Here is a 20,248-nt window from a genome sequence, read left to right on the forward strand (position 1 = left end):
GCGGGTTCACTCCTCGGTCGGCAGCCAGCAGCCGTGCAGGCCGAGCGGGACGCGTACGGGGATCCGGGCGCGGGCCACCGGCCCCGAGGCGGGATCCTCGGCGGGGATGACCAGGAACCAGCTCGACCCGTCGGTGCGGTCCGTGGCGAAGGTCAGCCAGTGACCGCGCTCCTCGGAGCCGGTCCCGGAGCCGGTCCCGGAATCGGTCCCGGAGCCCGGCTCGGGGGCGAAGACCGGCTCGCCGACGGACAGGTCCCCGGCCGCCCAGACCCGGGAGGTGCCTCGCTCGGCGTCGTACCAGCGCACGGCGTCGAACTCGCCGGGCAGCAGGTCCGTCCGCCCGGTTTCGGTGGCCAGCGCGGCGTACCGGTGCCGCCGCCCGATGCGCCGGTCGTCGACCCGCGGGAACTCCACGCGGGAGTCGTCCAGCGGGGTACGGGCCATCCGGCCGGCGGCCGGGTCGAGGCGCGCCCGTACCAGGCCGCCGCTGACGGGTTCGGCGTTCTCCTCGGGGCCGCCGACGGTGAGCCTGCTCCACTGCACGTAGTCGAGGACCACCGGGGCGTCGGCGCCCGGGCCGTCGTCGTACGCGTTCACGGTGTGCCAGGCCCAGAAGGCCTCGTCGGCCGCCCAGCGCACCGGTCCGCCGTCGCGCGGGATCAGGGCCACCCGGGTGCCGCGCTCGGGACGCCAGGCCAGGAACGAGCCGCCCGCCATGGCCGCGGCGAGGTCGAAGAAGGCCGGGGCGAGGACGAGGATCGCGTAGCGGCCGGTCAGGGCCATGTCGTGGATCATCATCGGCTCGTCCACCCCGTCGACGGGGGTCGGCCCGCGGCCGACCGTGCCGTCCCGGTCGATGACGGACCAGGTCAGGTAGGGCGGCTCCAGGCCGTAGCAGAAGACGACCATCTCGCCCGTGACCGGGTCGATCTTCGGGTGGGCGGTGATGCCGCGGGGCAGCGCCCCGCCGAAGTCCTCGCGGCCGAGCGTCGACAGTCCGGCGTCGATCCGGAAGGGACAGGCCGACTCGGCGAGGGCCAGCAGGCGGCCGGCGTGCCGGACGACATTGATGTCGGGCATGTCGCGGAAGGTGCCGGCGAGCTCCGGTCCCACCTGGTCGGCGTCCGGCACGATCATCGATTCGAGGCCGCCCCACAGGGCGCGGCCGGCCCGTTCCTCGGCCAGCAGAGCGGGGGTGCGTACGAAGCGGTTGCGGTAGCGGGCCCGCCCTCCGGAGATCCACACGCCGTGCAGCATGCCGTCGCCGTCGATGGGGTACAGGTACGAGCCGATCGGCGTGAACCGCGGATTGGGGCCGTTGCGCAGGTACAGGCCGTCCAGGGTGTCCGGCAGCTCGCCCGTGACCTCCAGGTCCGCGAAGTCGACTTCCTCGGACACGGGCGCGAAGGACCCCAGCAGGTGGGGAACTCGGGTGGGGTCGAAGCGGGGTGGCACGTACGTGTTCACGGGACCTCCCGGGTGCGCGCTCCTGCGTGGGCGCGCCGGCACGGCACCTTCCAGTGAAACGCGTGCCGGGTGAGGCCGCCAGGCGGCCCCGGTCGGCCCCGGCGGGCCCCGGCCGGCCTCAGGCGGAGGTGAAGAGCTCCCCGTCCGTGCCGTCGAGGACGAACCCGTTGTCGAGGCGGACGCGGACCGTCACGTGAGGCTTCCGCTCCTGGAAGGCGGTCCACGCCGGTTCCAGGGCGGCGACCTGCTCCTGGAGCTGCTTCCTGCTCCCTTCGGGCATCTGGTGTCCGAAGGAGTCGAGGAGCGACTTCAGGCGCTCGTACTCGCGGACGTCCTCGCCGCTCTGCGGCAGGTGTTCCTCCACCCGCTCGACGGTGCCCCCGGTGCCCGAGGCCAGGGCCAGGGAGCCGGCGACCGCGTCCCCCGCCGCCGTGAGCGAACCGGTCAGCGTGAGGTCGGCGGCCAGCTTCACCCGCAGGCCTTCGTTCAACGTCATCGATCCTTCGTCTCCCCGGTCGGTGCACGAGCCTATCGGTGACCCGCGCGCCGGGGCCGACCGGTACCGGCACCGCTCAGTACGAGAACGCCATCGGCCGGTCGTGGTCGTCGTGGTCGCCGCCGATCCGGGTGGGCGGGTCGAGTTCGTGCGGTGCCGGTTCGGCGGGGCCCGCCCGCACGGCCCGGACCATCAGGGTGATCTCGATCGCGGCGAGTACGGCGTACAGCGCGGTGTAGGCCGTGAGGGAGGCGATCACCTCGCCCTGGGAGACCTCGGGGGACACGGCGTCGGCCGTGCGCAGCAGCCCGTAGACCACCCACGGCTGACGGCCCATCTCGGTGAAGATCCAGCCCCAGGAGTTCGAGACGAGCGGGAAGGCCAGGGTCCACAGGGTCAGCCACCAGTACCAGGCGGCCGCTCTCGGGGGAAGCAGGCGGCCGCGGGTGAGGGCGAGGTGCGGCACCTCGTCCTCGGGGGTGCGCAGGGCGGGCCGGAGCAGGAAGCGGCGCCGCGTCAGCCACAGGCCGAGCAGGCCCAGGCCGAACGAGGCCATGCCGAAACCGATCATGAAGCGGAAGCCCCAGAAGGCGACGGGGATGTTCGGGAGGTAGTCGCCGGGGCCGTACCGCGCCTCCTCGGCGGCGGCGGTGTCGTTGATCCCGGGGACGTAGGCGGTGAAGTTGCCCTCCGCGAGGAAGGACAGCAGCCCGGGGATGGACCATTCGACGGTGTTGTGGCCTTCGGACACGTCACCGATGGCGAAGACGGAGAAGGGCGCGGAGGTCTGCCCCTCCCACAGGGCTTCGGCCGCGGCCATCTTCATCGGCTGCTGCCGGAACATGACCTTCGCCAGCGTGTCCCCGCTGAGGGCCACGAGCAGGCCGGAGACGGCCAGGGTGACCAGGCCCAGGCGCAGCGAGGCCCGCATCACGGGAACGTGCCCGCCGCGCCGCAGGTGGAACGCCGCCACGCCCGCCATGAGGGCCCCGCCGGTCAGGAACGCGGCGGCGAGGGTGTGGTAGACGACCACGAGCGTGGTCTCCTGCGTCAGCACGGCGAGGAAATCGGTGAGTTCGGCGCGTCCGGTCTCGGGCGAGACGGTGTAGCCGACGGGGTGCTGCATCCACGAGTTGGCGGCGAGGATGAACCAGGCGGAGAGCAGGGCCCCGACGGCCATGGCCCAGGCGCAGGCCAGGTGGATCCTCTTCGGCAGCTTGTCCCAGCCGAAGATCCACAGGCCGATGAAGGTCGATTCGAGGAAGAAGGCGATCAGCGCCTCGAAGGCCAGGGGCGCACCGAAGACGTCGCCGACGAACCGCGAGTACGTCGACCAGTTCATCCCGAACTGGAACTCCTGCACGATGCCCGTGACCACGCCCATCGCGACGTTGATCAGGAACAGTTTGCCCCAGAACGTGGTGGCCATCAGATACGGGCGCTTCCCGGTCCGCACCCACGCGGTCTGCAGGACGGCCACGAGCACGCCGAGGGAGATCGTCAGCGGCACGAAGAGGAAGTGGTAGACGGTGGTGATGCCGAACTGCCACCGGGCGATCGTGTCGGGCGCCAGAGCCAGGTCCCACGGCATCCTCGTCCTCCTCCGCGCTCGGCCGCTGCTCACTGGGGGGCCACTCTGCCCGGCGTACGGGCACACGGCCGGTCAGCGGCGGCCGACCCGCTCGGGGTTGCCCCGGACGGTCGTCAGGGGCGGTCGTCAGGGGCGGGCCGACAGATGGTCGGCGACGGCTTCGTGGGTCAGGTGGAGGCCCGCCCGCAGGACGGCGTCGTGCCGGGTGGGGTGGGCCGCGCGGTGGGCGAGGTCCAGGGCGCGGGCCCGGTCGAGGTCCACGGCCACCGCGGCGCGGTCCTCGTCGGCCCGCAGCGCCGCGTCCACGGTCCGGGCGGTGGCCCGGACCAGCGGGGCGAGGTCGCGCAGGGCGGCGTCGGGCGGGGCGGTGCCCGGCCCGGTCCCGGGAGGGCGGCCCGTGCCGTCGGTCCGGGCCCGCTCGCGGAGTTCCCGGGTGAAGTACTGGAGGGTGAGGGCGGTCCGGTCGGCGAGCCTCAGCCGCTCCTCCAGCCCGTCCGGCGGCCGTTTCGGCGTACGGAGGTACAGCCGGGGCAGCCGGGCGCGCCGAGCGGCCCGCTCGTAGGCCGCGAGGCCCTTCCGCGGCCGCAGCCACAACTCCGCGTCCTCGGGGAGCCCCTGGGCGGTGGGCGGTCCGCCCGCGCCGAGCCGGGCGGCGACCGTGCCCAGGAGGCCGCCCAGTTCGCCCCGGTAGGTGCCGAGGCCGGCCGCGGCCGACCGGTACGGGTCCGGCGGCCACAGCAGCGGCCCCAGCAGGACGACGGCGGCGATGCCGACGGCGCTCTCCACCAGGCGGGCCAGGGCGTATCCGGGGAGGGCGGTCGCGTAGATCACCAGCGCGCTGACCAGGACCTGCTGGTTGGGGGCGCCGCCCTGGTACATCAGGTACATGCCCGCGCAGCCGCAGGCCAGTACGGCGAGGAAGGACACGGACGCGGCCGCCGACACCGAGGTCGCCGAGGAGGCCGCGGGCGGCGGCAGCCAGTGCAGCACGAGCGTGGTCAGCGCCACGCCCACGACGACGCCCACGAGCCGGTCCCACCCCCGGCGCGGGGCGTCGTAGACGTCGTCGCGCAGGATCAGTACGGCCGGCAGGGCCGCCGGCAGCGGGACGGTGCTCGTGCCCCACCACAGGCACAGGAACCAGGGCACGGCGGCGCACACGGCCAGGCGGGCGGCGGACCGCAGCCGTGCGCGGGGCGGGGGGCCGTGCGCAACGGTGACCGAACCGGGCATGGCGGACATCGTAGGCCTGTACGGACGACGGCGGCGCCATCGACGGGACGGCCGGGCCCGCCTATGATTCCGACGCGCGCCACGCACTTCGAACATGCATACCCACAACGGGTGATGGCGGTCTCCGGGACCCGTACCGGGAGCACCGCTCCCGCCCGACGAGTTCGGAGGTTCCGTTGAGCACATCCACACGCACCCCGCGCAGACTGGCGGCGCTGGCCGTCGGCCTGACCGCCGTCCTGGCAGCGTCGGTCGGTCCGTCCGTCGCCGCGCCGCACAGCCCGGCCGGCCCGGCGGCGACGCGCACGGCGGCGGCCGCCGCCCCGTCCGTGGCCAACCCGGGCAACCAGGTGTCCCTCCAGTACGACTCCGCGTACCTGCCGATGACCGCCACCGGCGGCGCGGCCCCCTACACCTGGTCCGCGGTCAACCTGCCGACCGGTGCCTCGATCAATTCCTCGACCGGCCTGATCTCGGGCCTCCTGCGCGGCAGCGGCACCCGTACGGTGACCGTCACCGCCAGGGACACCACGGGTGCGACCGGCTCCACCACCTTCACCTGGCGCGTCATCCGCGACGCCTGTCCCCGCTGCTGACCCGGCGGCGCGGCGTCCGGCGCCCTGCGTCCGGCGTCCGGAGTCCGGCCCCCTCTCCCGATCGCGGGGAGGGGCGCCGGGCGCCGCACCTCGGGCAGGATGTGCGGATGGACCCGACGGAACCGGTAGCGAGGGCCCGGGCGCTGGCCGCCCCGGGCGGGCGGCGCGTGCTGGGCATCGCAGGGCCCCCGGGGGCCGGGAAGTCCACCCTGGCCGCCCGGATCGCGGACGCCCTCGGGCCGGAGCGGGCCGTCGTGGTCCCGATGGACGGCTTCCACCTCGCCCAGGCGGTGCTGGACCGCCTGGGCCGCGCCGACCGCAAGGGCGCCCCGGACACCTTCGACGCCGCGGGCTACGTCGCCCTGCTGCGCCGGCTGCGCGCACCGCACGGGCCCACGGTGTACGCGCCCGCATTCGACCGCTCCCTGGAGGAGCCGATCGCGGGCAGCATCCCCGTGCCCCCGGACGTGCCGCTGGTGATCACCGAGGGGAACTACCTGCTGCACGACGCGGGGGAGTGGACCTCGGTGCGCCCGCTGCTGGACGAGGCCTGGTACCTCGCCCCGGCCGAGGAACTGCGCCTGGAGCGGCTGATCGGCCGTCACGTACGGCACGGCAAGGACCCCGCGCACGCGCGCGAGTGGGTCGCCCGCTCGGACGAGGCCAACGCGCGCCTCGTCGCCCTCGGCCGCCACCGCGCCGACCTCGTCCTGGACGACCTCGTCCTCGGCGCGGGCTGACGGGGCCCGGCCGGGCGCGCCGTGCGCTCTCGTGCCAACACCCGTGCACGGTAAGGAAAGTCGACCGGCCGGAGCCTGCCTAGTTTCGGGGTGTGCCGGGCCGCGGGATCGCGGACGGCGATATTCCTTATTGTTCCGGGAGGACACCCCCCATGTTCGACATCAGCAAGGTCCACGCCGCCCCGAGCGCGGACCTGCTCACGCCCGACAACTCGGTCATGCTCTTCGTCGACCACCAGCCGCAGATGTTCTTCGGTACGGGCAGCGGTGACCGCGCCGCCATCATCAACAGCACGGTGGGCCTCGCGAAGGCGGCCAGGGCGTTCGACGTGCCGGTCGTGCTGACCACCGTCGCCGCCGAGTCCTTCTCCGGTCCGCTGCTGCCCCAGCTCGCCGACGTGTTCCCCGGGCACGAGGTCATCGACCGTACGTCGATGAACGCCTGGGAGGACGAGGCGCTCGTGGCGGCGGTCAAGGCCACCGGACGCAAGAAGATCATCCTGTCCGGCCTGTGGACCGAGGTCTGCCTGGTGCTGCCCGCCCTGTCCGCACTGGAGCAGGGCTACGAGGTCTACGTGGTCTCCGACGCCTCCGGAGGCGTCAGCCCGGCCGCCCACGAGCACGCCCTCCAGCGGATGCTGGCCGCCGGGGCCGTACCGGTGACCTGGGTACAGGTGCTGCTGGAGCTCCAGCGCGACTGGGCGCGCCAGGAGACGTACGGCGCGGTCATGGAGGTCGTCAAGGCCCACGCCGGCGCCTACGGCCTCGGCGTCGTCTACGCGCAGGCCGTCATCGGCGAGCACGCGGCCGGCTGACCCCTTTGGACACCGGCATCCTGATACTGCGTCTGCTCGTGGGCCTGCTCGTCGCGGCCCACGGGGTGCAGAAGATCAGCCGGCACCTGGGCGGCAACGGCCTCGACGGCGGCGCGCGCGAGTTCCGCGCCGACGGTTTCCGCGGCGGCGTCCTCACCGCCCTCGCGGCGGGCGGCGGCCAGATCGGATCGGGCCTCCTGCTGGCCGCCGGCCTGCTGACACCGCTCGCCGCGACCGGCGTCATCGGCGTCATGACCGTCGCCCTCACCGTGAAGTGGCCCGGCGGCCTCTGGGTGCAGAACGACGGCTACGAGTACCCCCTGGTGCTGATCGTCACCGCCGCCGCGCTCGCGGCCACCGGGCCCGGCGCCTTCTCCCTCGACGCGGCGCTCGGCCTCACCCCCTACCCGCTGTGGTGGATCGCCCCCGTACTCGCGGCGGGCGTCGGCAGCGGCCTGCTCACCCGGCTCGTCCTGCACCGCGCCCCGGCCGCCGACCACGGCTGAACCCCACGCCGCACGGACCGGGCCCGGCCGTCCGCGCACACCCCTGTGCGCCGGCCGGGCCCACCCGGCCCCACACCCACACCACCCGACACCTGCAGCACATCCGACAGAGGAGCACCACCCCATGCCGTACATCAAGGTCGCAGAAGGACCCACCGCCCCCGTCGAGCTCTACTACGAGGACCACGGCACCGGAGCGCCGGTCGTGCTGATCCACGGCTGGCCGCTGAGCGGGGCCTCCTGGGAGAAGCAGACCGCCGCCCTGCTCGCCGCCGGCCACCGGGTCGTCACCTATGACCGGCGCGGCTTCGGACGCTCCGACCAGCCCGCCGACGGCTACGACTACGACACCTTCGCCTCCGACCTGAACGAGGTCCTCACCGCGCTCGACCTGCGCGACGCCGTCCTCGTCGGCTTCTCCATGGGCAGCGGCGAAGTGACCCGCTACCTCGGCACCTACGGCAGCGGACGCATCGCCAAGGCCGTCATGATCGGTGTGGTGCCGCCCTTCCTGCTCAAGACGCAGGACAACCCCGGCGGGGTGGACGCCGGCGTCTTCAAGGGCATCGAGGACGCCATCACCGCCGACCGCTTCGCCTTCATGACCTCCTTCCTCGCCGACTTCTACAACGTCGACGTCCTCGGCGGCGAACGCATCAGCGAGGAGGCGGTCCGCGCCAGTTGGAACGTGGCCGTCGGCGCTTCCGCCAAGGGCACCCTCGACTGCGTCCAGGCCTGGCTCACCGACTTCCGCGCCGACCTGCCCCGCATCGACGTGCCCACGCTCATCATCCACGGCGACGCCGACCGTACCCTGCCCATCGACGCCACCGCCATCCCCCTGGCGAAGAGCATCACCGGCGCCCAGCTCACGGTCGTCCCCGGCGGTCCGCACGGCCTGACCTGGACCCACGCCGCCGAGGTCAACACCGCCCTGCTCGCCTTCCTCCGCTGAGCACGGCCACCCACCCCCGACACCCCCACCGAAGGAGAGCCCCCATGCCCGACGAGCCCGTACTCGAACCCGCCGCCCAGGCCTTCGCCCACGCCACCGCCCAGCCGCCGTACCTGTACCAGATCCCCGTCGCCGAAGGCCGGAAGGCCGTGGACGACGTCCAGAGCGGCGAGGGCGTCGCCCTGCCCGCCGTCGACGAGGAATGGACCACCGTCCAGGGCGGCCCCACCGGCGACGTCCGCACCCGGATCGTGCGCCCCCTCGGCGTCACCGGACCGCTGCCCGTCATCCTCTACCTGCACGGCGCGGGCTGGGTCTTCGGCAACGCCCACACCCACGACCGGCTGGTGCGCGAACTGGCCGTCGGCGCAAGGGCGGCCGTGGTCTTCCCCGAGTACGACCTGTCGCCCGAGGCCCGCTACCCGGTCGCCATCGAACAGAACTACACCGTCGCCCAGTGGGTGGCCCGCGAGGGACACCACAAGGACCTCGACGGCACCCGGATCGCCGTCGCCGGCGACTCGGTCGGCGGCAACATGAGCGCCGCCCTCACCCTCATGGCCAAGCAGCGCGGCGACGTGCGCTTCCTGCACCAGGTCCTCTTCTACCCGGTCACCGACGCGGCCTTCGACACCGACTCCTACGCGCAGTTCGCCGAGGGCTACTTCCTGCGCCGCGACGCCATGCGCTGGTTCTGGGACCAGTACACGACCGACGCGGCCGAGCGGGCACAGATCACCGCCTCCCCGCTGCGCGCCACCCTCGACCAGCTCACCGGACTGCCGCCCGCCCTGGTCATCACCGCCGAGGCCGACGTCCTGCGCGACGAGGGCGAGGCGTACGCCGCCCGGCTGCGCGCCGCCGGGGTCCCGGTGACGGCCCTGCGCGTCCTGGGCACCCTCCACGACTTCGTCATGCTGAACGCGCTGCGCGAGACGCGGGCCGCGTCGCTCGCCATCGGCCAGGCCGTCGAGACCCTGTGCGAGGCCCTGGTATGACGGCCCCCGCCGGTACGCCGGGCATGCCCGTGGCCGGTGTGGTCGCCGCCCGCCGCCCGGAGGATCCGGCGGCCGGGCGCCCGGCCGCCGACCTGCTCGTGCGCAACGCGAAGGTGTACACCGGGGACCCGGCCCGGCCCGAGGCCCGCGCCGTCGCGATCCGCGACGGCAGGGTCGTGGCCCTCGGCGACGACCACGACCTCGCCGGGCTCGTGGGCCCGGCGACCCGGGTGGTCGACGCCCTGGGCCGCCGGGTGGTCCCCGGACTGAACGACTCCCACCTGCACGTCATCCGGGGCGGCCTGAACTACGTGCTGGAGCTGCGCTGGGACGGCGTACGCAGCCTGCGCCACGCGCTGGCCATGCTGCGCGAGCAGGCCGGCCGCACCCCCAAGGGCCAGTGGATCCGGGTGGTCGGCGGCTGGACCGCCGAGCAGTTCGCCGAACGCCGGATGCCGACCGTGGCCGAGCTGAACGCCGCCGCGCCCGACACCCCCGTGTTCGTCCTGCACCTCTACCAGTCGGCGCTGATGAACCGGGCGGCCGTGCGGGCCGCCGGATTCACCCGCGAGACCCCCGACCCGCGCGGCGGGCAGATCGTCCGGGGCCACGACGGCGATCCCACCGGGATCCTCCTGGCGGCGCCGAGCGCCCTCGTCCTGTACTCCACCCTCGCCAAGGCCCCGACCCTGGACGCGGCCGACCGGCGGACCTCGACCCGGCACTTCCTGCGCGAGCTCAACCGCTTCGGGCTGACCTCGGCGGTCGACGCCGCCGGCGGCTTCCAGAACTTCCCCGACGACTACGCCACCGTCATCGACCTGGCCCGGTCGGGGGAGCTGTCGCTGCGCATCAGCTACCACCTGTTCCCGCAGACCGCCGGGCAGGAGCTCGCCGATCTGAAGCGCTGGACCGAGACCGTCAAGCCGGGGGACGGCGACGAATGGCTGCGCCTCGGCGGCGCCGGCGAGAACCTGACCTGGGCGGCCGCCGACTTCGAGAACTTCTCCGAGCCCCGCCCGGAGCTCGCCGAGGGGTACGAGACCGAGTTCGAGCAGGCCGTCCGGCTGCTGATGGAGAACGGCTGGGGCTTCCGGCTCCACGCCACCTACGACGAGACGATCCGCCGCGACCTGGCGGTGTTCGAGAAACTCGCCGCCGAAGGGCTCTTCCCGGGCGGGAACCGCTGGCTCTTCGACCACGCGGAGACCGTCTCCGCCGACAGCCTGGACCGCATCGCCGCCCTCGGCGGCGCCCTCTCCGTGCAGAACCGGATGTCCTTCCAGGGGACCGCCTTCCTGGAGCGCTACGGCGCCGGGGCCGCCTCTCAGGCCCCGCCCGTGCGCGCCATGCTCGACCGGGGCCTCACCGTCGCCGCCGGCACCGACGCCACGCGCGTGTCCTCGTACAACCCGTGGGTGAGCCTGCACTGGCTGGTGACCGGCCGCACCGTGGGCGGTACGCCGCTCCGCCCGGCCGGGACCTCCGTCGACCGGGAGACCGCGCTCGGCCTCTACACCCGGGGCGGCGCGCGGCTCACCGGCGAGGAGGACGTCAAGGGCGTGCTCCGGGAGGGCTGTTACGGCGACCTCGCGATCCTGTCGGAGGACTACTTCACCGTGCCCGAGGCCGCGATCCCCGGCATCGAGTCCGTGTGCACGGTCGTCGGCGGCCGCATCGTGTACGCGACCGCCGAGTACGAGGGCCTGGCCGCGCCCCTCCCGCCGGTCAGCCCGCAGTGGGCGCCGGTGGCCCGCTTCGGCGGATACCAGGCGGCGGGCGGCGGCGTGCGCCAGGCCGAGCTGATGGCCGAGGCCGTCGCCGAGTCCGAGCAGCACCGGCTGTGGCGGGCGGCGCGCGGATCCGCGCCGGGGACGCCACCGCAGCCCTTCACCGACCCGTGCTTCGCGCACTGACCCACGGAAGCAGGGGAACCCACCAGATGAGCACAGTCCCGGGCGACACCACTGCGGGCGGCCCGGACGGGGCGCCGCCCGGGCGCCGCCACGAACCGGACCTCCGGGCGATGACACGGATCAACCTGCACCCCATCGCCTCACCCATGCCCCTGGGCTTCTTCACGGTGGCGATCGCCTCCGTGATGACCGGCTGCCTGCAGCTCGGGGTCCTCGAGGCCGCCGACCGCCGGGCCGTCGCCCTGTGCGTACTGCCCGCCTTCGCCCTCCAACTCCTCGTGAGTTTCCTCGCGTTCGGCGCCCGGGACGTGATCGCGGCCACGCTCATGGGCACGTTCGCCGGAAGCTGGCTGGCATACGCCCTCGTGACGGGCACCGGCGCGGCCGGCGGTCACCGCGTGCTGGGCGTGTTCAACCTGACGCTGCTGTGCTTCGGGGCGCTGATGGCCCTCGTGACCCGGCCCAAGCGGGCGCTCTGGCTGGTCATCGTGGTCTCCCTGCCCCGCTGGGCGGCCACCGGCCTGGCCGGGCTGACCGGGGCCGAGTGGCTCGGACGGGCGGCGGGAGTCCTCGGCCTCCTGGTGGCCCTCGCCGCCACCTACGCCGCCTTCGCCCTGATGCTGGAGGACATGCGCGGCGAACAGGTGCTGCCCATCGGCCGCAGCGGCCCCGCCCACACCGCGGTCGAGGGGGACCTCGTCGTACAACTGCGGAACCTGGAACGCCAGGCGGGGGTACGGCGCACCCTGTGACCCGGTCACTCGCCCCGGGCGCCGCACTGCCACTCCCGGGGCGACATCCCGTAGGCGGCGCGGAACGCCCGGCTGAAGTGGGACGGGCTGGTGAACCCCCAGCGCTGGGCGACCGCGATCACCGACGGGGCGGCTCCCGTCCGCCGCGCCAGGTCGCGCCGGCACCGCGCCAGCCGCTCCTGCCGGATCCAGCGGCTCACCGTGGTCCCCTCCGGCTGGAAGAGCTTGTGCAGGTAGCGCACCGAGATGTGGTGCGCCGCCGCGATGCGCTCCGGCGAGAGGTCGGGGTCGGACAGGGACGTGAGGACGTACGCCTTGACGCGTGCCAGCATGCCGCGGGCCGTGTCCGAGGCGTACGGGTCCAGCCGCCCGCGCCGCTCGCGCACCAGCACGCCCAGCAGGTCCATGGCGGTCATGGCGAGCTGCTGACCCGTGTACGCGTCGAAGCCGGAAGGCCGTTCGGCCAGCCGCCTCAGGAAGCCCGCGACCAGCCCGGACGTCCCGCGGTCACCGCTGAAGACCGTGCCGGTGACCGCCCGCAGATCCGACTCCGGCACTCCCAGCCCGCTCTTGGGGACCCGGATCGCCGTGAAACGGAAGTGGTCCGGCTGCTCCCGCTCGTACGGGCGTCCGGCGTCCGAGCAGGTGAAGGTCCCGGGCTCCACCAGGGCCCGGCGGCCGTCCTGGGTCAGCCGCGCGGTACCGGTCTGCTGGAAGGTGACGGTGAGGAACTCCTCTCCGCCCCGGGAGATCAGCCGCCGGCTGCGCGACACGCTCTGCGGACCCGCCTGGACCGCGGATATCTGCAGCGGACCGAGACGTTCGCTGGCGATGCTCCCCACGGACGGCACGGGTTCGTGCAGGGTGACGTCGAGGGGGATGAACGTCTCCGACACCAGGTGGTACCAGTACTCCGCCCGTTCGTACGGGGACAGCAACGAGGTGGTGACGACGACGCTCATGGGAACTCCGAGGGGGGTGGGGCCTTTTCCTCCGCCCAGTCTCGGAACGACTGCCACCGCTGCCATCCGTCACATGACTTGCCCTGTCCTTCAGTCGCTCGACTCCGGCTCCACCACGTCCCGCAGCCGGCCGCGCGAGGTGACGCCCAGTACCGGGAAGGCCTGGTAGAGGTGGGTGCCGACGGTCCGCGGCGAGAGGAACAGGCGCTCGCCGATCTCGCGGTTGGTCAGGCCCTGGGCCGCCAGCCGGACGATCCGCTGACGCTGCGGCGTCAGCGTCCGGAACGCGCTGCGCGGGGCGGACGCGACGGCCACGCCGGCCGCGCGCAGCTCGGCGTGCGCCCGCTCGCTCCAGTGCACCGCCCCCAGCCCGTCGAAGATCTCCCGGGCCTTGATCAGGGCGGCGCGGGCCTCGGCGATCCGGCGCTGCCTGCGCAGCCACTCCCCGTACTCCAGCCAGGTCTGGGCATGTTCGAAGGGCCACCGGTGGCCGGCCGGGTCCGCCAGCGCGCTCTCGAAGAACGGACCGGCCTCGGCCGGATCGGCGAGCAGCGCCCGGGCCCGGTCCAGGATCTGCCGCAGCCGGACGGACCCCCCGTCCCCGACCACGGCGGTGACCCGCTCCAGAGCGGCCGAGGCCTCCTCGGCACGCCCGACGAGCACGGCGGCCGCCGCGTGGTCGGCCACGGCGTAGCACGACAGGTGGTAGTGGACGGGCGACCCCTCCCCGTCGAACAGGGCGCGCAAGTGCCGGAAGGCCGAGGCGTGGTCGCCGAGCGCCGTGGCGGCGAGACCCGCCGCCCGGCGGGCCCGGACGACGGCGCCGAGCACCCCGGCCGGCTCGGTGACGGCGAGGGCGGCCGTCGCGTGGCGTACCGCGAGCTCCGGCTCGCCGGTGAGCGCGCACAGGGTGGCCAGGACGGTCAGCGCCCGCGCGGAGCCGTGCGTGTGGACACCGTCCAGGAACCGGCCGGCGAGCCGTTCGACACCGAGCCGGGCGTCCGCCCAGCGGCCCCGGTCGAGATGGGCGAAGGCCAGATCGGCTGCGGTCATCCCCGCGTGGAAGGCGTCGGCGTCCTCCCACTGCGGGTTGGCCACCTCACGGAGCAGGCTCACCGCGGTCTCGGTCTCGTCGAGGATCAGGCAGAGCACGCCGAGCGTGTGGTTCTCGGTGGGCGCGCGGCCCGGCGCGGAGGTGACGGCGGGCAGGTGGGACCGGACCAGGTCCCCCTTGCCGAAGGGGTCCGTGACACCGGCGTCCCACAGGTGGAACGGATGCGGAGGCGTCGGATCCGTCAGGTCGCGGCCGGCCAGCAGTCGCAGCGCGCGCTCGCGCTGCACGGGGCTGCCCGAGTGGTAGGCGATCCCGGTGACGATCGTGGAACTGCCCTCGTCGAGCTGCGCCACGTCGGGCAGGGTGTCGGGGGCGATCAGGGCGAACGCCCGCTCCATCCGCATCATCAGCATCTCCGCCAGGGCGGTGAGCGCCGATATCCAGGGTGTCGCCGCCGGGTCCTCGTTGACCGAGGCGGCCTTCGCCGCGAGCTCCTCCGCCCGGTCGATGTCGCCGGTCAGGATGCCCGTGTACGCCGCCGTCGTCAGCAGCCGGGTCTGCTCGGCAGGAATGGAGTTCAGCTGCGCGGACCGTTCCAGACCGGCCAGGGCCTCGGCGAGGGCGCCGCGGGCGAACGCGCGCATGGCGGTGGCCTCCAGCGCGGCGGACACCGCCGCGTCCGGTTCCACCGTGGCGGCCGACAACTGCCAGGCCCGGCGGTCAGGATCGGCCCCGAGCGAGGCCGCCAGCGCCAGGTGGGTCCGCCGGCGCTCGGCGAACGGGGCGGCTCCGTAGATCGCGGAGCGGACCAGGGGATGCCGGAAGTCGATGCGGTCGCTGTGCAGCCGGACCAGCCCCGCCCGCTCCGCGGGCAGCCAGACGTCCATGTCCGTGCCCGGCGGCAGGGCGGCCAGCACCCCGGCCGGCCCGACGCCCTCGGCCGCCGCCGCGACCAGCAGCGCGGCCCGCGTCGCCGCGGGCAGCTCGTCCACCTGGGCGGCGAAGGCCCGCTCCAGCAGATCGGTGACCGGCAGATGGCCGGCCGAGTGGGGTCCCGCCGGGTGGAGCCCGGCCGTCCGGGGCCGGTCCGCCCGCAGCCCGTCCTCGCGGGCCGCCGAGCGCGAAAGCTCCACCAGGGCCAGCGGGTTGCCCGCGGCGGTGTCCAGCACCCGGCGCCGGGCTGCCCCCAGGGGCGGATCCGGCTGCGCGCCGATCAGCTCCTCGGCCTCGGCCGGCGACAGCGCGGGTACCACCAGTTCCGGGACCGACCGGTCCAGCCACTCCGGTCGGCAGGCACCGCGCGAGGCGACGAGCAGCCCGATCGGCTCGCCGGCGAGACGCCGGGCGAGGAACCCCAGGACCTGGCAGCTCCCGGGGTCGATCCACTGGGCGTCGTCGACGGCGAGCAGTACCCGTCCGGCCGAGGCGACGTGCGAGACCAGGGTCAGCACCGCCAGGCTCATCATCATGGGGTCGGGCGGAGTCGGGTCCTCGCCCAGGCCGAAAGCGGCCATCAGGGCGCCGCGCTGACGGACCGGCAGATCGTCGGCCCGGTCCAGCACGGGCAGCAGCAGCTGGTGCAGTCCGGCGAAGGCCAGCTCGGTCTCCGCCGCGTTGCCGCGGACCCGCAGCACCCGGGTCCCCGCCGCCAGGGCGTCGTCGGCGGTCATGTCCAGCAGCAGGGTCTTGCCGACCCCGGGCTCACCGAGCAGCAGCAGCGACGCGGTGGCCGCCTGCGGTGACAACGCGGCGGCGATGGTCGCCCGTTCTTCCTGACGCCCGATCAACACGATGGTTCCGAACCTTCTCAGCAGGAGGACATCCGCCGTTCGTACACAGGGGCGGACGGCACTCCGGCGAGCATAGTCGGGCCGCGCCATGGTTCTGACCGGGCGTAACGCACGTCACGGGCGCTCGCGGTCGCCCGCGGGCCTCAGGGGCCGCGCCAGATGTTGGCGAACGCCGCGTTCTCGATGGTCCGCCGCTGGCGTACGGCCTCCAGCTCCATCACCGCGTCGCTGACGACGGCCAGGACGGTCGTCACCGCCTCGTCCCCCGGGCGCGGTTCGGCCTCGGGCTCGACGTTGCCGATGCCCACGACCGAGGCGAGGGCGGCGAGGACGGGTTCGTCCTCCTCCTGGCGGCCCAGCGCCCGGCGGCGGGCGGGCGTGTCGGCCACCTCCATGCGGTCGCTCCCGAAGGGCAGCAGGCCGCGCCGTCCCCGCGTCAGCTCACCGGCCTCCTCCAGAGCGGTCTGGTACGCAGCGGACAGATCACGCCCACGGCGCCACAGCCAGTCGTCGACCCGCTCGTACGGCGTCCGGCGGGTGAGCGCCGCCGCGGCCTCGGCCAGCAGGGGGTCGTGCAGTTCCTGCTCCGCGCCGGGCACGATGCGGTCGCCGTCCAAAGCGGCGGCCTGCGCGTCGAGGAGGTCGATCAGCTCGGCTCCCGCGAGGGCGAGCGACAGGTCGCCCTGCCCGACGGTACGGTCCGGCGGCGGGTCCATGGCGATGATGAACAGGTCTTTCGCCGTGCTCATGAACGGCTCCCCTCGCAGTCGTCGGAAGGCGCGGATACCGGTGGGCCGGCCGGCCGGTGGGACCGGCTGATCACCTTCCCATGGTCGCACCAACGCCCGCGAAGGCCCGCTGGTTCCCGGATCCACCCGGGAGGCCTACTCCTCCAGCAGGGCCTGGCCGACGTAGCCGCCCGGCCGGACGCCGCCGGGGACCACGAACAGCGACGAGGCCTCGTGGACCAGGTACCGGCCGAGGGCGTCGCCGCGGGCCAGGCGCTGCTGGACGGGGACGAAGCCGGTGCGGGGGTCGGACTGCCAGGCGACGAAGAGCATCCCGGAGTCCGGTGTGCCGTCGGCGCGCAGGCCGTCGTAGTACGACCAGCCGCGGCGCAGCATCGTCGCGCCGCCGTTGGTGGCGGGTGCGGCCAGCCGGACGTGTGCGTTGTGCGCGATCACCGGGACGCCGTCCGGGCGGTTGGCCGCGAGGTCGGGGGCGGTGTGCTCGCCGCCGCCGGTGAGCGGGGAGCCATCGGCGGCGCGGCGTCCGACGGCCTGTTCCCGGTGCTCCAGGGGCAGGGTGTCCCAGTGGTCGAGGAGCATCCGGATCCGGCGGACCACCACGTACGAGCCGCCCGCCAGCCACGGCGGTGCATCCGGGGCGGTCACCAGGATCCGGTCGCGCGCGGCGGCATCGGCGGGGGAGGGGTTGGCGGTGCCGTCGAGCTGCCCCATCAGGTTGCGGTGCGTGGGCGCCGTGCGGCCGGGCACCGGCGCGGTGGTGAACCCGGACATCACCCAGCGGGTCTTCGCCTCGCCGTGCGCCAGGCGCTGGACGGTGCGCAGGGCGTGCAGGCCGACGAGCGGGTCGTCGGCGGCGATCTGGACGAACAGGTCGCCGCCGCCGCGGGCCGGGTCCAGCCGGTCGTCGGGGAAGGCGGGCAGGGGCGCGAGTGCCTCGGGGCGGGCCGCGGCCAGGTCCACCCGGTCGAAGAAGCTCGCGCCGAAACCGAAGGTGAGGGTGAGCGAGGCGGGCCCGGAGCCCAGCGCGACGCCGGTGTCGGCGGCCCGGGAACCCGGCGGACTGATCTCCTCGCCGACCGGTTCGCCGCGGGTGAGGCGCGCGGCGGCGGTGCTCCAGCGCAGCAGGAGCGCGGCGGCCCGGCCCCGGTCGGTCCGCGCCCCGAAATCGAAGGCGGCCAGGTGGGCGTGGGTCTGCCGGGGGTGGAGGATCCCGGCCTGCTGCGGGCCGTGGAAGGGGACCGTGGCGCGGGCGCCGTCGCCCGGCGCGGCCGGGGACTCGCGCACGGTGGCCGCGACGAGGGCGCCGCCGCCCGCCGCGGCCCCGAACCCGGCGGCGCCGAGCAGCGCACGCCGGGTCAGGGACCTGCGGCGGCCGGACGCTCCGGATGCCTCACTGGGCACCGTCGACCACCGGATCGACGGTGCCGACCCACAGCTGGTTCAGTTCGGAGACGTAGCGGCCGCCGCGGGTGTCCTGCGGGACGACCAGGCGCGGGCCGGCCGAATCCTCGAAGGCCGTCCCGTCCTCGGAAACGGCCAGCAGGATCTGCGACCTGGCGAATCCCGGATCGAGTTCGGCCCAGGCGAAGACCGCCCGGTAGTCGCCGCCTCCGGTGGCCGCGACCACACCGCGCAGCTGCCCGTTCTTCTTGCTCTGGTCGAAGCGCGGCTGGGCCGCCTTCAGCACCTCGTGCAGCAGCACGCCCCGATAGGTGTGCTTCTGGTCGCCCTTGGCGCTGGTGAACTCCACCGGGGCCTCGGCCTGCGGCAGCTTGCGCAGGTCGGCCAGGGTGATCGTGTAGGGCTTGTCGACCTCGCCCGCGATGCGTACCTCGCCCGGCTTGATCGGCACCAGGGAGGCCTTCGGGGATGCCGAAGCCGAAGCCGGCGCCGAAGAGGACGCGGCCGCCGCGTGCTTCGGGTCGTCGGCCGTGCCGCAGGAGCTGATCAGCAGGGCGGTGACGGCGGCGGCACACACGTGTGCCCCGTGGCGCGATGCCCGTCCCGCGTATCTGCGGCGGTCTGCTTCCTGCCTCATGCGGATCTCCTGATCAGCGACTGCCGCTCCTCCCCACGGTCGATACGTCGTGTGCGAACGCATCTGCAAGGAGAATCGGCATATGGAATGTAATTTGCCGCGTGAAAGATACCTGAGGACTGTCAAATGCCAACAGCATCGGAGAGGAATTCCGTATCGGGATCCATGCCGCCCTCGCTGCCTCATGTGGCATTGCACAAAGGAGGGTCGAGTCGGCCGTGCCGTTTGCGTCCCCACCTGATCGCACCACCGGGCCGGGGAGGGAACGCGGAGACCGATCCGCCCCTCTTGTCTGGTGCGCTACCCACTGGTAGCGCTCCGGACCCGGGTGTCCGGACGGGAACGGCACAGAGGGTTCGCTGATTCATGGGTCTGACGAGTGGCACGCTCATGGCGGGCGTCGCGGCGTGCACGGCGCTGCTGTTCGCCCTCACGGTATGGCTGTGGCCCCGGCTCGGGCGGCCGGGCGCCCGGCGGGTGCTGGGGCGCGTCGGGCTGCTCGTGCTCGTGCAGGTGTCGGTCCTCGCCACGGTCGGCGCCGCGGCCAACCGCACCTTCCTCCTCTACGACTCCTGGGCCGACCTCGCCGGTACGAAGCGGCACGCCCCGGCCGTCCCGGGCGGCGCCGCCGTGGAGGTGCTGGGCCGGCAGGCCCCGGAGGTGCCCGGCGGCCGGAACCCGCAGGTGGGCGGGGTGATCGAGAAGGTGACGATCCACGGCGAGCGGTCCCGTGCCGCCGCCGAGGCGTACGTGTACCTGCCGCCGGAGTACTTCGACAAGAGCGACGCGCAGCGCAGGTTCCCGGCGGCCGTCGTCCTCACGGGCTACCCGGGCATGGCCGAGAACCTCATCAAGAAGCTGCACTACCCGAGGCTGGCGTGGAGCCTGGCGAAGCAGAAGCGCATGCAGCCGATGATCCTGGTGATGATGCGGCCGACCATCGCCGCGCCCAACACCCAGTGCGTCGACGTACCCGGAGGACCGCAGAGCGAGGCCTTCTTCGGCGCGGACGTGGTCAGAGCGGTCTCCGGCGCCTATCGCGTGGGCACCTCGCCGCGCAGCTGGGGCATCATCGGTGACTCCACCGGGGGCTACTGCGCCCTGAAGATGACGGCGCAGCACCCGGAGGCCTACGCGGTGGGCGTGGGCCTGTCGGCGGAGTACCGGCCCGAGATCGACCAGGACTCCGGCGACCTGTTCAAGGGGAACAAGGACGAGGAGAAACGGTCCGACCTGCTCTGGCACCTGGACCACCAGCCGCAGGGGAACTCCTCGTTCCTGGTGACCTCCTCGCTACGGGGCGAGCCGAACTACGCCGAGACACAGGAGTTCATCCGCAAGGTGAAGGCACCCGCGCACGTCTCGTCGATCATCCTCGACAGCGGCGGCCACAGCTTCAACACCTGGCTGCGGGAGATCCCGCCGGCGCTCGTCTGGACGGGCGCGCGGCTCGCCGCCGAGTGAGCCGCGCGGGCGGGGGCGCGCGAGGCCGCCCTGCGGCGTCCGCCGGTGTCCGGCGGCGCCCCCGCGCCCCGGGTGAGCCGCGTCTCACCTGACCCCCGCCGCTTGTCTATGCAACGAGTTGCATAG

Annotated in this window: 18 protein-coding genes; 9 read left to right on the forward strand and 9 right to left on the reverse strand. The window is 73.9% G+C overall.

Annotated features, from left to right (window positions below; all coding sequences use genetic code 11):
- Nucleotides 1-6: 6 nt before the first annotated feature.
- The 4 genes from ACXNSR_RS36230 to ACXNSR_RS36245 form a co-directional block, all read right to left on the reverse strand.
- On the reverse strand, nucleotides 7-1,455 hold the full coding sequence (locus ACXNSR_RS36230) for a carotenoid oxygenase family protein (RefSeq protein WP_458643487.1): 1,449 nt from the start codon (nucleotides 1,453-1,455) through the stop codon (nucleotides 7-9).
- A gap of 130 nt (nucleotides 1,456-1,585) precedes the next feature.
- Nucleotides 1,586-1,963 carry a hypothetical protein gene (locus ACXNSR_RS36235; RefSeq protein ID WP_458639569.1) on the reverse strand — a complete coding sequence of 126 codons (378 nt, stop codon included), beginning with the start codon at nucleotides 1,961-1,963 and terminating at the stop codon, nucleotides 1,586-1,588.
- A gap of 76 nt (nucleotides 1,964-2,039) precedes the next feature.
- The gene (locus ACXNSR_RS36240) at nucleotides 2,040-3,554 is read right to left on the reverse strand and encodes a cytochrome ubiquinol oxidase subunit I (RefSeq protein WP_458639570.1); all 1,515 of its coding nucleotides are present in this window, start codon (nucleotides 3,552-3,554) and stop codon (nucleotides 2,040-2,042) included.
- A 126-nt stretch (nucleotides 3,555-3,680) separates the two neighbouring features.
- Entirely contained in the window at nucleotides 3,681-4,787 is a 1,107-nt protein-coding gene (locus ACXNSR_RS36245; RefSeq protein ID WP_458639571.1) for an aromatic acid exporter family protein, read from the reverse strand.
- Between the two features lie 176 nt (nucleotides 4,788-4,963).
- Between ACXNSR_RS36245 and ACXNSR_RS36250 the strand changes: the two genes are divergently transcribed.
- From ACXNSR_RS36250 to ACXNSR_RS36285, 8 genes are all read left to right on the forward strand, one after another.
- Nucleotides 4,964-5,383, forward strand: coding sequence for an Ig domain-containing protein (locus ACXNSR_RS36250; protein WP_458639572.1), 420 nt, complete (start codon nucleotides 4,964-4,966; stop codon nucleotides 5,381-5,383).
- A 107-nt stretch (nucleotides 5,384-5,490) separates the two neighbouring features.
- Nucleotides 5,491-6,123, forward strand: coding sequence for a nucleoside/nucleotide kinase family protein (locus ACXNSR_RS36255; RefSeq protein ID WP_458639573.1), 633 nt, complete (start codon nucleotides 5,491-5,493; stop codon nucleotides 6,121-6,123).
- A gap of 152 nt (nucleotides 6,124-6,275) precedes the next feature.
- Nucleotides 6,276-6,938, forward strand: a complete 663-nt coding sequence (locus tag ACXNSR_RS36260) for a hydrolase (protein WP_458639574.1) — start codon at nucleotides 6,276-6,278, stop codon at nucleotides 6,936-6,938.
- Nucleotides 6,939-6,943: 5 nt separating this feature from the next.
- Nucleotides 6,944-7,444: a DoxX family protein gene (locus ACXNSR_RS36265; protein ID WP_458639575.1), complete on the forward strand. Its 501-nt coding sequence runs from the start codon at nucleotides 6,944-6,946 to the stop codon at nucleotides 7,442-7,444.
- A 124-nt stretch (nucleotides 7,445-7,568) separates the two neighbouring features.
- Complete coding sequence (locus ACXNSR_RS36270) at nucleotides 7,569-8,399, forward strand: alpha/beta fold hydrolase (protein ID WP_458639576.1); 831 nt, start codon at nucleotides 7,569-7,571, stop codon at nucleotides 8,397-8,399.
- A 44-nt stretch (nucleotides 8,400-8,443) separates the two neighbouring features.
- Nucleotides 8,444-9,397, forward strand: a complete 954-nt coding sequence (locus ACXNSR_RS36275) for an alpha/beta hydrolase (RefSeq protein ID WP_458639577.1) — start codon at nucleotides 8,444-8,446, stop codon at nucleotides 9,395-9,397.
- On the forward strand, nucleotides 9,394-11,313 hold the full coding sequence (locus ACXNSR_RS36280) for an amidohydrolase (RefSeq protein ID WP_458639578.1): 1,920 nt from the start codon (nucleotides 9,394-9,396) through the stop codon (nucleotides 11,311-11,313). Before ACXNSR_RS36275 ends, ACXNSR_RS36280 begins: the two co-directional genes overlap by 4 nt.
- 26 nt (nucleotides 11,314-11,339) lie before the next feature.
- Nucleotides 11,340-12,065, forward strand: coding sequence for a GPR1/FUN34/YaaH family transporter (locus ACXNSR_RS36285; RefSeq protein ID WP_458639579.1), 726 nt, complete (start codon nucleotides 11,340-11,342; stop codon nucleotides 12,063-12,065).
- A gap of 5 nt (nucleotides 12,066-12,070) precedes the next feature.
- On the opposite strand, the gene ACXNSR_RS36290 is transcribed toward ACXNSR_RS36285, so the two are convergent.
- The 5 genes from ACXNSR_RS36290 to ACXNSR_RS36310 form a co-directional block, all read right to left on the reverse strand.
- The gene (locus ACXNSR_RS36290; RefSeq protein ID WP_458639580.1) at nucleotides 12,071-13,027 is read right to left on the reverse strand and encodes a helix-turn-helix domain-containing protein; all 957 of its coding nucleotides are present in this window, start codon (nucleotides 13,025-13,027) and stop codon (nucleotides 12,071-12,073) included.
- 90 nt (nucleotides 13,028-13,117) lie between these two features.
- Nucleotides 13,118-15,871 (reverse strand): ATP-binding protein, encoded by a 2,754-nt coding sequence (locus ACXNSR_RS36295; protein WP_458639581.1) that lies wholly within the window; start codon nucleotides 15,869-15,871, stop codon nucleotides 13,118-13,120.
- A 143-nt stretch (nucleotides 15,872-16,014) separates the two neighbouring features.
- Entirely contained in the window at nucleotides 16,015-16,620 is a 606-nt protein-coding gene (locus ACXNSR_RS36300; protein ID WP_458639582.1) for a GOLPH3/VPS74 family protein, read from the reverse strand.
- Between the two features lie 135 nt (nucleotides 16,621-16,755).
- Nucleotides 16,756-18,021: an iron uptake transporter deferrochelatase/peroxidase subunit gene (gene efeB, locus ACXNSR_RS36305; protein WP_458639583.1), complete on the reverse strand. Its 1,266-nt coding sequence runs from the start codon at nucleotides 18,019-18,021 to the stop codon at nucleotides 16,756-16,758.
- Nucleotides 18,011-18,658, reverse strand: coding sequence for a molybdopterin-dependent oxidoreductase (locus ACXNSR_RS36310; RefSeq protein ID WP_458639584.1), 648 nt, complete (start codon nucleotides 18,656-18,658; stop codon nucleotides 18,011-18,013). The genes efeB and ACXNSR_RS36310 overlap by 11 nt, the downstream gene beginning before the upstream one ends.
- Nucleotides 18,659-19,024: 366 nt before the next feature.
- Here ACXNSR_RS36310 and ACXNSR_RS36315 point away from each other — a divergent pair, with 366 nt between their 5' ends.
- Complete coding sequence (locus ACXNSR_RS36315; RefSeq protein WP_458639585.1) at nucleotides 19,025-20,122, forward strand: alpha/beta hydrolase; 1,098 nt, start codon at nucleotides 19,025-19,027, stop codon at nucleotides 20,120-20,122.
- Nucleotides 20,123-20,248 lie beyond the last annotated feature (126 nt).

The sequence above is a fragment of the Streptomyces sp. NC-S4 genome, from assembly GCF_054353315.1.

Bases quoted from the DNA above. Each gene is read 5' to 3' on its own strand.
- ACXNSR_RS36235 (WP_458639569.1), bottom strand. From the start codon at position 1,963: ATGACGTTGAACGAAGGCCTGCGGGTGAAGCTGGCCGCCGACCTCACG.
- ACXNSR_RS36240 (WP_458639570.1), bottom strand. From the start codon at position 3,554: ATGCCGTGGGACCTGGCTCTGGCGCCCGACACGATCGCCCGGTGGCAG.
- ACXNSR_RS36245 (WP_458639571.1), bottom strand. From the start codon at position 4,787: ATGCCCGGTTCGGTCACCGTTGCGCACGGCCCCCCGCCCCGCGCACGG.
- ACXNSR_RS36255 (WP_458639573.1), top strand. From the start codon at position 5,491: ATGGACCCGACGGAACCGGTAGCGAGGGCCCGGGCGCTGGCCGCCCCG.
- ACXNSR_RS36260 (WP_458639574.1), top strand. From the start codon at position 6,276: ATGTTCGACATCAGCAAGGTCCACGCCGCCCCGAGCGCGGACCTGCTC.
- ACXNSR_RS36270 (WP_458639576.1), top strand. From the start codon at position 7,569: ATGCCGTACATCAAGGTCGCAGAAGGACCCACCGCCCCCGTCGAGCTC.
- ACXNSR_RS36275 (WP_458639577.1), top strand. From the start codon at position 8,444: ATGCCCGACGAGCCCGTACTCGAACCCGCCGCCCAGGCCTTCGCCCAC.
- ACXNSR_RS36280 (WP_458639578.1), top strand. From the start codon at position 9,394: ATGACGGCCCCCGCCGGTACGCCGGGCATGCCCGTGGCCGGTGTGGTC.
- ACXNSR_RS36285 (WP_458639579.1), top strand. From the start codon at position 11,340: ATGAGCACAGTCCCGGGCGACACCACTGCGGGCGGCCCGGACGGGGCG.
- ACXNSR_RS36290 (WP_458639580.1), bottom strand. From the start codon at position 13,027: ATGAGCGTCGTCGTCACCACCTCGTTGCTGTCCCCGTACGAACGGGCG.
- ACXNSR_RS36300 (WP_458639582.1), bottom strand. From the start codon at position 16,620: ATGAGCACGGCGAAAGACCTGTTCATCATCGCCATGGACCCGCCGCCG.
- ACXNSR_RS36310 (WP_458639584.1), bottom strand. From the start codon at position 18,658: ATGAGGCAGGAAGCAGACCGCCGCAGATACGCGGGACGGGCATCGCGC.
- ACXNSR_RS36315 (WP_458639585.1), top strand. From the start codon at position 19,025: ATGGGTCTGACGAGTGGCACGCTCATGGCGGGCGTCGCGGCGTGCACG.